The sequence below is a fragment of the Staphylococcus succinus genome, assembly GCF_029024945.1.
Classification (GTDB): Bacteria; Bacillota; Bacilli; order Staphylococcales; family Staphylococcaceae; genus Staphylococcus; species Staphylococcus succinus.
This window is the reverse complement of record NZ_CP118976.1, coordinates 159,387-172,981: the sequence shown is the minus strand read 5'-3', so window position 1 is coordinate 172,981 and position 13,595 is coordinate 159,387. Positions and strand designations below refer to the sequence as shown.

The 13,595-nt window shown below is 34.8% G+C and carries 12 protein-coding genes and 1 pseudogene; 4 read left to right on the top strand and 9 right to left on the bottom strand.

The features are described 5' to 3' along the window. Positions 1-6: 6 nt before the first annotated feature. Positions 7-1,248 (top strand): annotated as a pseudogene (locus tag PYW31_RS13700) (MFS transporter). Between the two features lie 78 nt (positions 1,249-1,326). Here the strand turns inward: PYW31_RS13700 and PYW31_RS00730 are convergent. From PYW31_RS00730 to PYW31_RS00715, 4 genes are all read right to left on the bottom strand, one after another. Next, positions 1,327-2,622 carry an LLM class flavin-dependent oxidoreductase gene (locus PYW31_RS00730; RefSeq protein WP_046838064.1) on the bottom strand — a complete coding sequence of 432 codons (1,296 nt, stop codon included), beginning with the start codon at positions 2,620-2,622 and terminating at the stop codon, positions 1,327-1,329. Between the two features lie 210 nt (positions 2,623-2,832). After that, complete coding sequence (locus PYW31_RS00725; RefSeq protein ID WP_046838063.1) at positions 2,833-4,194, bottom strand: gluconate:H+ symporter; 1,362 nt, start codon at positions 4,192-4,194, stop codon at positions 2,833-2,835. 19 nt (positions 4,195-4,213) lie between these two features. Continuing rightward, entirely contained in the window at positions 4,214-5,593 is a 1,380-nt protein-coding gene (locus tag PYW31_RS00720) for a four-carbon acid sugar kinase family protein (RefSeq protein WP_046838062.1), read from the bottom strand. An 8-nt stretch (positions 5,594-5,601) separates the two neighbouring features. After that, entirely contained in the window at positions 5,602-6,480 is an 879-nt protein-coding gene (locus tag PYW31_RS00715; RefSeq protein ID WP_235602260.1) for an NAD(P)-binding domain-containing protein, read from the bottom strand. A gap of 107 nt (positions 6,481-6,587) precedes the next feature. On the opposite strand from PYW31_RS00715, the gene PYW31_RS00710 reads away from it, so the two are divergent. The 3 genes from PYW31_RS00710 to PYW31_RS00700 all read left to right on the top strand — a co-directional run bounded on the left by PYW31_RS00710 (position 6,588) and on the right by PYW31_RS00700 (position 9,489). After that, positions 6,588-7,214 carry a GntR family transcriptional regulator gene (locus PYW31_RS00710; protein WP_326021729.1) on the top strand — a complete coding sequence of 209 codons (627 nt, stop codon included), beginning with the start codon at positions 6,588-6,590 and terminating at the stop codon, positions 7,212-7,214. Between the two features lie 271 nt (positions 7,215-7,485). Beyond that, the gene (locus PYW31_RS00705) at positions 7,486-8,412 is read left to right on the top strand and encodes a VOC family protein (protein WP_046838060.1); all 927 of its coding nucleotides are present in this window, start codon (positions 7,486-7,488) and stop codon (positions 8,410-8,412) included. A gap of 15 nt (positions 8,413-8,427) precedes the next feature. Beyond that, on the top strand, positions 8,428-9,489 hold the full coding sequence (locus PYW31_RS00700) for an LLM class flavin-dependent oxidoreductase (protein ID WP_046838059.1): 1,062 nt from the start codon (positions 8,428-8,430) through the stop codon (positions 9,487-9,489). 445 nt (positions 9,490-9,934) lie between these two features. Here PYW31_RS00700 and PYW31_RS00695 read toward each other — a convergent pair whose 3' ends face one another. From PYW31_RS00695 to PYW31_RS00675, 5 genes are read right to left on the bottom strand one after another with little or no spacing between them, the layout of a single operon-like run. Continuing rightward, positions 9,935-10,936: a ThiF family adenylyltransferase gene (locus PYW31_RS00695; protein WP_046838058.1), complete on the bottom strand. Its 1,002-nt coding sequence runs from the start codon at positions 10,934-10,936 to the stop codon at positions 9,935-9,937. Then, the gene (locus PYW31_RS00690) at positions 10,933-11,700 is read right to left on the bottom strand and encodes a thiazole synthase (RefSeq protein ID WP_046838057.1); all 768 of its coding nucleotides are present in this window, start codon (positions 11,698-11,700) and stop codon (positions 10,933-10,935) included. The genes PYW31_RS00695 and PYW31_RS00690 overlap by 4 nt, the downstream gene beginning before the upstream one ends. Before the next feature lies 1 nt (position 11,701). Next, the gene (gene thiS / locus PYW31_RS00685; protein WP_046838056.1) at positions 11,702-11,902 is read right to left on the bottom strand and encodes a sulfur carrier protein ThiS; all 201 of its coding nucleotides are present in this window, start codon (positions 11,900-11,902) and stop codon (positions 11,702-11,704) included. After that, complete coding sequence (locus PYW31_RS00680) at positions 11,880-13,007, bottom strand: NAD(P)/FAD-dependent oxidoreductase (RefSeq protein WP_063410228.1); 1,128 nt, start codon at positions 13,005-13,007, stop codon at positions 11,880-11,882. The genes thiS and PYW31_RS00680 overlap by 23 nt, the downstream gene beginning before the upstream one ends. Next, positions 13,000-13,593, bottom strand: a complete 594-nt coding sequence (locus PYW31_RS00675) for a thiamine phosphate synthase (RefSeq protein ID WP_241961674.1) — start codon at positions 13,591-13,593, stop codon at positions 13,000-13,002. Before PYW31_RS00675 ends, PYW31_RS00680 begins: the two co-directional genes overlap by 8 nt. Positions 13,594-13,595 lie beyond the last annotated feature (2 nt).

Genomic DNA, 13,595 nt, shown 5'->3' with positions numbered 1-13,595 from the left:
GAAAATATGAATCATAGTTATTCAAAGGGGATGTTTTACATGCTTAGAAAAATAGGTTTACCTAGTAACTTAATTTGGGGATATATCGGATTAGTATTATTTATGATTGGTGATGGCATCGAACAAGCTTGGCTCGTACCATATTTAGTCGATCAGAATATGTCTGCCTCCGCAGCGTCATTTCTAATTACAATTTATGGTGTTACTGTTACTATTTCCGCATGGCTATCAGGCGTGTTTGTTCAAACTTTAGGGCCTAGAAAGGCTATGATATTAGGTACAATTGCTTTTTTAATAGGTAGCATAGGATTTATTGGTTTAGGGATGTATAGTTTGAATTATTATATCATGGCACCCTTTTATGCCATACGTGGTTTTGGTTATCCTATGTTTGCTTATTCATTTTTAGTGTGGATAAATTATAGTACACCACTAGAAAGAAGAAGTACTGCTGCGGGTTGGTTTTGATTTATGTTTTCTTTAGGATTGAGCGTATTTGGACCTTTATATGCTTCTTTTATCATACCGATTGTCGGACATATCAATGCTATGTGGACAGGTATCATTTTCACGTTAATAGGGGCTTTTTTAGCTATTATTATTAACAAAGATCATGTACCTCAATCAGAAATCACAGATTTCAAAGTTTCAGAATTAATTAAAGCTGTGACCATTATCAAACGTCCCGTGATAGCAATAGGACTCATCGTTAAAAGTATTAATGGCTTTGCTCAATATGGCTTGTTGTTATTTTTACCTTTATACTTAAGGGAATTTGGTTATACAGACACAGAATGGTTAAGAATGTGGTCAACTATATTCACCGTAGCAATTTTTGCTAATCTATTCTTCGGATATATTGGCGATAAGTGGGGCTGGCGAAAAACCGTGCAATGGGTTGGCGGTGTATTTTATGCTTTAGTCATGCTGCTCATATACTTTGCACCTATGACGATTGGCCACAATTATTGGCTAATGACGATAATATTATGTCTGTGTGGAATCGGTATGGCTGGTTATGTACCTTTATCAGCACTGTTCCCAATGCTTGCTCCAGATAATAAAGGAGCTGCTATGTCTGTGTTAAATTTAGGAGCTGGCCTGAGTACTTTTATCGCTCCAGCAATTGTAACTTTATTTTTCGAACCGTTTGGCGCTGGTGTTGTATTATTCATTTATTCAGGATTCTATATTATAAGTGCGATTCTTACGCCTTTCTTAAAAACACCTGAAGAGTTAAATGCTTAAATTATAAAAAGCCACTCACTAGTACTAGTGAGTGGCTTTGATATATTTATAGATATGTGCGGTGCATTAGCTTTAAAATTATAAATTTGGTAAATCGAATTTTTCACGTAACGTACCTGCTTTGTATTCTGTTTGTGTTAATCCACGTGATTGTAAAATCGGAACAACTTTATCAACAAAAAGCTGTAATTGTGTCGGAAAAAGTGGTGGCATAATATTAAAACCATCAGCCGCACCGATTTCATACCAATATTGCATCGTATCAGCAATTTTCTCTGGTGTACCAACAACAATATAATGGCCTCGAGCACCGGCTATTTTTTTCATAACATCTTCTAACGTTAAATTTTGCTCAATGGCTTCTTTTTTAATTAATTCATATCTACTTTTAATACCATTACCTTCAGAAGCATCTATATCAGCAAAGGGTGTCTTAATATCATATTGCATCAAATCAACATCCCCAACATAAGGTGACAATAGTTTTAATCCTATTTCTGGTAAAATCAAATCTTGCAATTCATTATAATTAGCCTGTGCCTCTGCTTCAGTATCACCAATTACTGGAAAAAGACCTGGCATGATAGTGAGGTCTGATTCTGATCTTCCTTGTTTCACCAATTTTGAACGTAATCTATCATTAAATACTTTCGCTTCTTCTGCATTTGTTTGTGCTGTAAAAACAACATCAGCAACACGAGCTGCTAAATCTGTACCGGTCGGCGAAGACCCTGCTTGAATCAATAATGGCTGCCCTTGTGGTGAATGTTCCAAATTAAGTGGGCCTTTAACCTTGTAATACTTACCATCATGGTTTACCTCATGTAATTTTGTTTCATCTACAAACACGCCTTCTACTTTATCCTTTTTAAAGGCATCTGGTTCCCATGACTTCCATAATTTATTGGCTACGTCTACAAATTCTTCTGCTTGCTCGTATCTTAAATCATGATCAACGTTCACATTGCCATTAAAATTTTGTGCAGTATTATTCACTGCAGAAGTTACAATATTCCATGCTGCGCGTCCACCACTAATGTGATCTAGTGAACTGAACGATCTAGCTAGATGGAATGGCTGAGAATACGTTGTCGATACTGTGGCCGCTAAACCAATATCCGACGTCTCTCTCGCTATGATGGACATTAAAGTGAATGGGTCTAAACGACTCATCAGATCTGGGTGTGCTGTGTCATCGATATATAAAGCATCTGATAAAAATACTAAATCAAATTTACCTTGTTCAGCTAACTGACTTATATTGACTAAGTGATCGATATCTATTGGTCCTTTTTCAATCGATTTTGGATGCCTCCAACTTGCAAGATGATGACCATAACCCGCTAAAAAAAGACCTAATTTCATTTCCCCCATTACGCCACTCCTTTTTTCTTATCAATCCGATTACTTTAGTATGTTTTAAAATAACACTTAACGCTTATAGAGTCAAACTATATCAATAACAAAATATAAATATCACTTTTATGAATATACTTATATGTACATAAGATCATTTCAATAGATTCAAAAAAGCTTTTGTAATACGTTCATCAACGTATTACAAAAGCTTCAACTTATAATTATTTATACCATTAAGTTCACGATTAAAATAAGACCTAATCCTACGACTGATAAGATTGATTCGAGTAGTGTCCATGTTAAAAAGGTTTCTTTCATCGTTAAACCAAAATATTCTTTAAACATCCAGAAACCGGCATCATTCACGTGTGAACAGAAGATGCTCCCTGCACCAATTGCTAATACAACCAATGACGTATTAACGTCTGTCGTCTGCAACAATGGTAACACAATACCAACTGAAGATATTGCAGCAACTGTCGTTGAACCCAGTGCAGTACGTAATAAGGCTGCCGCTAACCACGCAAGAATAAGTGGTGACATTTCAGTACCTTTAAATATTTCTGAAATTGTATCTCCTACGCCACCGTCAATTAATACTTGTTTAAATGTGCCACCGCCACCAATAATTAGAATTAACATTGCTATAGGTGTGATTGCATTCGTCACTGTGTCCATAATTTCTTTCATACTTTGTTTACGTCGCACACCCATGGTATAAATAGCAAATAAAACTGCAATTAACATCGCTGTGACTGATGTACCAATAAAGTAAATGAATCCTTCAAATCCTTTAGCATGACCTGCTTCATTCCCCGTAACAAGTTGTACTATTGTCGCTAATAACATTAAAATGACTGGTGCAAGTGCTGTTAATAAGCTTAAACCAAAACTAGGTAACTGTGCTTGTTCTATATGCTTCATCTCACCTACTGCTGCCGTGTTACCTTCCCTCTTAAAAGCATTTGGCGATAACTTAAGTGCTAACTTAGGAAAAGTACCACCTACAATGATAGCTAACGGAACACCTACAATGATTCCATACATAAGCACATGACCAATGTTCGCATTCACTGCTTCAGAAATAGCCACTGGACCTGGATGCGGTGGTAAAAAGCCATGTGTCACCGCAATAGATGTAGCCATTGGTAAACCAACTTTAAGATTAGAAATTTCCATTCTTCTTGCTAACGTAAATACTAGTGGTACTAGCAATACAAAAGCAACTTCTAAAAATAATGAAATACCAATAATAAATGAAGCAATAATCATGGCCCATGTGACATATTTTTTTCCAAATATGCGAATTAATGTATCTGCGATACTGGTTGCACCGCCACCATCTGATAATAATTTACCTAAAATCGAACCTAATCCAAAAATAATAGCGATATGACCTAATGTGTCACCCATACCTTTTTCAATTGTTGTCACAATTGTATCTAATGGCATACCTAGTAATATGCCAGTTACCATCGATGTAATAATTAATGCTATAAATGTATTTAACTTGAATGCCATAATTAACATTAATAATATTAATACCCCAATTACCACTGCAATTAATGGCCAAATTTCTCCCAACATACTATATCCCTACTTCCTATTACTCTTGAACGCGTTTATTCATTTTATAAACTTCTGTTAACGTATCTACATCCCCGATATTTCCCGGGAAAATAACGTATGGCATATGGCTATATTTCGCTTCATCACCTGTTAACCAAACAGGTACCCCTTGTGTTATTTGACCAATAACCTGTGCTTTTTTGATATTTAATCCCTTTGTTGCAACATCGCTAGAAGTGATTCCACCCTTGGCAATAATAAATCTTGGCTTTATTGTTAGACCTTTAACAATTTCAACTAAAGCATTAGAAATATTCGTAGAAATACTTAAGTTATTTGTTAAATCTTCTGTTTTTATCACATCTCGTGATGTATAGACCACTACATCCTTTCCATTTGCAATCAATGACTCAACTTTATGAATTTGTTGTTTAATATAATATGATAATTTATCTTTAGTTACTTCCTTAACATCAAATTCAATCGATGAAATCGCCACATGCTTTAATAAATGCTGCAATTGTGATGAGGTCTTCTTAACGTGGGAGCCCACTATAATAATGCCTCCATGATTGTTATCACTGAATTGGTTAAGATTAATAATCTCACCAGGTGTCGGGCACAGCGCTTTTACAAATGAAGCAGCCGTTCTAAATATAAACTTTTTCTTATTATGTGCTAAGAAATGGGTTAAACAAGCAACAAAATAATCCATATCTTCATCATTTAATGCATCCACGATGACAGCGTCAAAATTTGAAACATCATTGAATACTTGCATGATTGCTTTTTCATTACGCTCACGTATTTGCATTAATGTAATATGACGTACATTTTCTGCTTTAATTTGTCCATCACTTTTCTCTTCTATAAAATCAGCCATATTTTTAGATTTAAAACCAAATGTTGTATCTTTAGCAAATTCACTATCAGCAACTGGTATATATTGGTCATTTTCTTTAAGATAATGTACACCGTTATACGTATAGCGATTGCCTTCAAAAAATTCTGGAAGGTAGAATACACCATCAAATGCGCTATCTGACGCATCGCTTAATACCTTAGGTTCAATGTAAAAGTGTCCCCGTAACGTGGAATCACCTCTACTGATAATGATATAAGGATGATTTAATCGTTGTGATACGCGTTCAATATTATGACTAATTTCTTGATGTAATCGCATCGTTTCTTGCTCATTTAATGCTCTTGAATTGGTTAATATGTAGAACATGTGATTTTGTTGATTAAATCCATCCTCTATCAACGTTTCTGACCATTCTGTATATACCGGTAAATCTTTAACAGTTTGTGTACCTGTTGGATCATCATCTAAGACAATCACTTTATATTTAAAATCCTTTAATTGTTTGTCGATAGCATCATTTTTATATTGGTTAATTAGCTTATCTGTTAACATTGCCTCACCTACATCTTATTTATTTTTTCAAAGTATTTAATAATCCCTGAATGGTCATTCATCCCATTACCATGTGCTACTTCTGATTTATATATTTCTTTAACTTGGTTGGACAAAGGTAAAGTTAAGCCTACTGTATCAGCCGTAGAACTCACATTTTTCATATCCTTTAAATTAATATTTAATGTGCCCCCAGGTCGATAATCCTCTTGTATCATCTTAGGGAATTTCGCATCCATAACGCTTGATCCCGCAAGGCCACCTTTGATGGCTTCATACATACTTTCCAGCTCTATATCAAATTTTTTGGCTAAAACCACAGCCTCGGACAATGCTGCTATATTGGTATTTACGATAATTTGATTTGCCAACTTAACAACACTGCCTGCGCCGACATCACCAACTCTAATCACCGATGATGATATCGGCGCTAACACGTCTTGTATCGTAGCTAAATCACTTTCATCACAACCAATCATCACAGATAACTCGCCTGTGATTGCTAAAGGCTCTCCACCACTTACTGGTGCATCAATATATTTCACAGCTTTCTTTTCTAAAACTTTACTTATCTCTAAAGATTCATTTGGTGTTAGCGAGCTTGTATCAATCACAGATTGTACTTTAATTTCTGATTGCTTTAAAATCGCATCTTCTCCACTATATAAAACAGCTTTAACAATGGCACCATTCGGTAATGAAGTAATAATATGATCTACTTCTTGTGCCATTTGTTCAATTGACACTGATTGTGCACCGTCAGAAACTACTTCTTGCTCAGCTTCTTTGTTTAAATCATTCACATATACATCTATATTTGCTTTCAATAAATTTTTAACCATGGGTTTTCCCATAATACCTAATCCTATAAATCCTACCTTCATCATAAATACTCCTCCTATTGAAAACGTTTACAGTGAATAGTGTATACTAAAATCAATAAAATGTATACATTTTAAAGAGAAATTTTTTATAGTACACTTAAGATGATGAGGTGAATAAATTGAATACAAACGAATTAACGATATATCAAAAGATAAGAAATGATATTATTTCAGGTGCATTGAAGAAGGATGAAAAAATTACTGAAGCAAAACTTGCCAAAAAATACGAAGTCAGCCGAACACCTATACGTGAAGCACTCAAACAATTAGAACTGGAATATTTTATAAAGAACTCTTATATTTTTATTCCTACAACTGAAGAATATAGACAGATTTTTGAGATGCGTATTCTATTAGAAACGCATGCCTTAAAAAAAGCAGCGATTGTTTATACAGATGCTGATTTAGAAGAGTTAAAAAGCTATACAGAAATCGATATGCATCAAGAACATGAAGATAAAATTATCGCAACTAATGATAAATTCCATCAAAAAATTATCGCAGCTACAAGAAATCAATTTATACTCGACACATATCAAAAATATAAAAGTTTCATTTACTTATTTAGCCAAACTGTCATCTACCAACGTCGTCCCGGTCTTATTGAAGAGCACAGAGAAATCGTAGATGCACTTTTCGACAGAAACATTGATTTAGCAGTATCATTGTTAGAAACTCATTTAAAAAATGATCTTGAATTTAGCCTTTATTATTTAGATTTCAAAAAAAGTGAATAGTGTGATTCAGCAGGAAAATTCTAAAATTTTCCTGCTTTTTGTATTAACTATAGCAACAACCAAATAATAGCTGATGCTAATTAACATTAAATATTTATTTTAAATCACAGCACTTGCAATTATCTCGAATTCGAGATATATTATAAACAAGAAGTATATTTTTTATACTCTAACTGTTTTAAATGCCACCAAAACGGATATGGTTATTCTAAATATCTCTAGTACCTTATTTTACTTTTGAAATGAACTCATTTATAGGGAGGTTCACATTATGAACATTATTGGTCATCATCACATTTCAATGTATACAAAAAATGCTCAGCAGAACAAAGCATTTTATACGCAAATATTAGGATTACGTTTAGTTGAAAAATCTGTAAATCAGGATAATCCATCTATGTATCATTTATTTTTTGGAGATGAGATTGGTTCAGAAGGCACACTATTAAGCTTCTTTGAAATCCCTAACTTAGGTAAACCCAGACGCGGAACAGATTCGATATACCGTCTTTCTTTACTCATCCCTGACAATGCATCACTGGAATATTTCAAACAGCGCTTGAATAAATATAAAGTGGCATGGGAAGGTCTCACATATTTAAACCAATCAGCACTATCATTTAAAGATATGGATGGTCTTGAAGTGTTGTTAATTGTGAATGATACGTACCAAACGCCTCAAGCATGGCGCAAAAACCCTTATAGCGATATACCACAACAGTATCAAATACTCGGCATGGGACCTGTAGAGTTAAGAGTGCGCGAAGCCAAACCAACGATAGAATTCTTGACAAATACACTTCAATATCAAATACGTCCTAATACCGATGAAACAACGTTGACGCTCGATAGTAATGGGTTGTATAGCGATTTTGTCATTGTTGAACAACAAGGTGAACGTGCGAGACCCGGTCAAGGTTATATTCACCATATCGCCGTCAATACACCAACTGGTGCTGATTTGGATGCCGTATATCATAAAATAGAGCAACTACCTAAAAGTAACTCAGGTATTATAGATCGCTATTTTTTCAAATCTTTATATTATCGTCAAAATAAAATTTTGTATGAGTTTGCCACAGCAGATCCCGGTTTTACCATTGATACACGCATAGAAGATTTAGGACAATCACTTAATTTACCTGATTTTTTAGAGAATCAAAGGAAAGAAATCGAAAGTAACTTACACGATTTATAAAAGGAGGCACATATCGTGGCACAATTAAATATTAATAAAAATAAAGCACTAGAATTTGGTATCTATTCACTTGGAGACCATCTGCTTAATCCAACAAATGGGCAAAAGATTAGTTACGAGCAACGTATTCAAGAACTCATAGAAGCTAGCCAGTTAGCTGAACAAGCAGGCATGGATGTCTTCGCTGTTGGTGAAAGTCATCAAGAACATTTTACGACACAAGCACACACTGTTGTGCTTGGCGCTATTGCACAAGCCACAAATAGCATTAAAGTGTCTAGCTCTTCATCAATTATCAGTGCAGCAGATCCAGTTAGAGTCTTCGAAGATTTTGCCACACTTGATTTGATTTCACATGGTCGCGCAGAAATTGTAGCTGGCAGAGCATCACGAACTGGTCTGTTCGATCTATTTGGCTTAGACATCAACGATTATGAAGAATTATATGAAGAAAAGCTTAATTTATTATTAGAGCTTAATCAAAACGATAAAATAACATGGTCTGGCAAATTTAGACCAGATTTAAATAATATGAAAATATTTCCTAGACCTATTGATGATGTACTTCCTATATGGCGTGCTGTTGGCGGTGGGCCTGATAGTGCAATCAAAGCTGGACGTCAAGGTATACCGATGATGATTACCACATTGGGTGGGCCTGCTCAAACATTTAAAAACTCAATAGATGTTTATCGTTCAACTGCTAAAGAACATGGTTTTGATACTTCTCCGGAAGTCTTACCTGTTTCAACTGCCAGCCTATTTTATACTGCGAAAACAACTCAGGACGCTTTAAAAGAATTTTACCCGCACCTTAACGTAGGGACATCATTTATTAGAGGCAACGGTTACCCAAAACAACAATTTGATAATGCGCCAGATTATAGAGATGCCTTAATGGTGGGCAGTCCACAACAAATTATAGAAAAAATACTCTACCAACATGAGTTGTATCATCATCAACGATTCATGGGACAAATTGATTTTGGTGGCGTTCCATTTAATCAAATCATGAAAAATATTGAACTTATTGGTAACGAAATTATTCCTGCTGTTCAAAAACATTTAAAAAATTAACTCATTTATCATTAGCAAACGCCTATTGAATTTCAATATAAAAAAAGAGAGTAGTAGTTATGATTATTCATAACTGCTGCTCTTTTAATAAATAATAGCTGTTTTTAACTTTTGATATATTCATATACTCTACGAGAATCAATATTGGGATTTTCATTCACTACCGTTGGAGCTTTATTAACCAAGTTTTTTAAATCTATTTCTAAGTGATTCATATTATCCCAGTTCATTCTCTATATTATGTCTAAAAAATATAGAGCACTATATATAGTTTCAATTCGAAGGTAGGTTGTTAACAAATTTGCAATAACTTTTAGAAATTTTCATGAACTTTAGTTTCTTTCTCAAAAAAGTACAGTCTTATAAATTTTAAGATTATAAGACTGTATCGCTTATATATTCAATATTACGTTGACTTCAACAAGACGATTAACAACTCATCCTATCATTTCAAACATTTAATAAACTTTTCATATAACGATCTCGCTTGTTGCTCATTTTCAATGCCATACACATTCATTCGACCATCTTTAAAAACAGTCATATGACAGTCTTTATAGCGCATTACTTTTGCAAATGGGTTATACCTAACAATTTTAACAGGCAAATAATCCACATGATCAAATATTTTTTGATTAAATCTTAGCAAAAATGCATCTCCACATTGTTTTTCTATTTTACTTTGGCTGGGATGATTCAGTAACTTATATTCACTTAGTTCACAAACATGGCAATCCTCGTTTTTCAACTTATTAATATTCAATGCTTTAAAGTTCATCTTAAAACAATCCATAGTTAAAAGTTTGTGGGAAAAACCATATCCAGATACCCATCTAATTAATTCCGATACTTCTGCGCTGGCAACTTGATAAATCACTGGTGGTAAGACCCCATTAATAGCACAGCTTTCTCCAGTTGAAGGTATAGTTTCTAGTAAACATTTCAAACAAGGGCCTTCATAATCGATACCATAAACAGTACCTTTACTACCTACTGCTGCACCATAAATCCACGGGAGACGATATTTGTGACAAATTTCATTGATTAAATATCTAATCTCAAAATGATCCATGCCATCCATAATGATATGTGGTTGATAATCATTGATTATTGCTTCTATATTAGTATTTGTCAGCTCTCGATAAACTGCTGTAATATCTACTTCACTATTGATACATTCAAGTTTCGCTTTTAGCGCTACAACTTTGGGAAGCATTTGTGCTGCATCTTTTTCATCATATAATGCTTGTCTATGTAGATTAGATTCCTCTACAATATCCATGTCTATAATTGTCAGTTTTCCCACGCCCATACGGGTTAATAATTCTGCGCAATGGCTCCCAAGTGCGCCTGCTCCCATAATCATAACGTGCGTATGTTGCAATTGATGTTGACCGCTCTCACCAAAAGCGTCATATCGAATTTGACGGTTATAGCGTTGTATCATAAGAATCCTATACCTTCAGTTGGACTACTTGCTTGCGCTGTATATTTCACTGGTATTCTTCCTGCTTCATAGCTCATTCGACCTGCATGAATACCTAATTTCATTGCTTCAGCCATTTTCACTGGATCTTGTGCACTTGAAATCGCTGTGTTCAATAAGATACCGTCTGCACCTAACTCCATGGCATGACAAGCATCTTTAGGTGAGCCAATACCTGCGTCTACAATAACTGGTACATTTGCACGCTCAATAATATAACGTAAATTCAAAGGATTATTAATACCTCTCCCCGTACCTATAGGCGATGCCAGTGGCATGACTGCATGGACACCTAATGTTTCTAAACGTTTAGCCAATACAACATCGTTCGAAATATAAGGACATACTATATAACCTTTTTCTAATAATATTTTGCATGCCTCATACGTTTCTATTGGATCTGGTAATAACGTTTCGTCATCACCGATAACCTCTACTTTAATCATGTCACATACGCCGGCATGGTTTGCAATTTCAGCAATACGCACCGCTTCTTTTGCTGATTTAGCACCTGCAGTATTTGGAAAGGTAGTAAATTTCGTTAAATCTACTTTAGCTAAAGGATTCGGTAAGTTTTTGTCATACAAGTTCATTCTACGTACAGCAAATGTTAATACTTCCGTCTCTGAAGCATTAATCGCTTTTGTTTGCGTGACCTCATCTTCAAATTTTCCAGTACCTAATAATAATCTTGAATTTAATGTAAATGGTCCTATATTGAACATCCTATCCGCCTCCTACAAATTCTAGTAATTCTAAACAATCTTTGTCGTTAACTATTTGTGTTGGAAATTGTTTTTGACTGATGAGTTCTTCATTATGTTCTACTATGACGCGTTGCTCATCTAAACCAATCTCATGTATTAATTCTTGAATATTTAATGATCTCTCAAATGTAAAATGATCACCGTTTATGATACATCTCATTTTTTTGGCTCCCTTCAAATTGAAAATCTTCGAGTTGAGTAGGTCTATGACCACTTTGAATCCATCTACCCATCAATGATCCTATGTATGGTGAAAGTAAAATACCATTACGATAATGACCAGTAATCACAAATAAACCTTTATCTACTTCATCCATAATGGGTTGTTCATTTGTACAATACGGTCTGATTCCCGACCATTGTTTTATTAACTGACTCTCTTTTAGCTTAGGCATATATTGTATTGCATGCGTTAACAACCATTGCTTTCCACTTTCTGACACACCAACTGAAAAATCATCCATATAACTAGTAGCTCCAATTAAATAACGATGGTTCATTTTAGGTATAATATAACAACCATTTGTCATAAAGAGCGTGGTTTTTAAATCTAACTTAGTATGTTCAACGAGTAACGCCTCACCTTTGATACCACTGACTTTATTTCGTGGCATATAGTTATTCAATAATTTACCGCTCCAGGCGCCTCCTGCCACTATTACCTTTTCTGATAATAGCACTTCATCTTTTGTCACAACGCGATAACCACCAAGGTGATGGCACTCAATGTTATGAACTTCCGTATTATAAATACGATGAATATGACGATGACTTAATGATTTTAAAAGTGCTTTAGTATATTGATTCGCATTAATTTGATGATCATTAGGAATATGGATTGCTGATAAACCATCTGATATAATACCGCCATTAGAAAGTTGCGACACACCTTCTGAAGATAGCATCTTCACTGAATCGTCGTGCTGGTGTAAAAATTGATATTGTTGTATGACACTGGCATTATCTTCAAGATTTGCAGCCATTTTAATTAAGCCACTACTTAAATATTCAATATCTACACCTACTTCGTCTAACAAATTGTTACGCAAATCTTCGAACATACTTCGAGAAGTTTGAGCTATATGAAAAAGACTACTTTCTTCCGTAAATTCATTCTGTGCGCCAAGCATGCCTCCTGCTTTGTATGAAGCATGCATACCTGGGACATCACGATCTACAACAGCAATATGCATTCCCAATTCACTCATTGTTCTTGCCACTGACATTCCTATAACCCCTGAACCAACAATGATGGCATCATACATATTCAGTCCAAACCTCCTTTAGACGACCTATATTTGTGTCACTTTTCCTCTGAAAAATAGAAATACCTGCTATACCATTGAATCCTTTAGGTAATTGCTTTAAGGTTTGTTGATTAATCCCTCCCAACGCAATAATAGGAATGTTGCTATTAACCGCTTCGATTATTTCAGCCGTTGTTCTTGGCATTTTTCCAACTTTTGAATTGGTTTCGAACACATGACCAAACAATACGAAGTCTAGATTTAATTGCTCAGCATACCTAATAGCCGTCTGACTATGTGTTGACATACTCACTTGAATTTCCGGTTGATTATATTTAAAACGTTTCACGCGTGCATCACATTCTCTAAAATGGATTGCCTTTAAATTACAGCGCCTTAAGACACATACATTGTCGTGGATAATAATTTTGTCTTTAGGAAAACCATATTGTACGAGGTCCGTTATCCATGACACTAACATGGCTGTGGGCATCGGCGTTCTGACAATCAAGTAATCAATATATTGTTCAATGTGTTGATAATGTTTGGCGTCTTGTTTCGACAAATAATCATACTGTGTAATTGCAACAAACAATTTTCTCACCT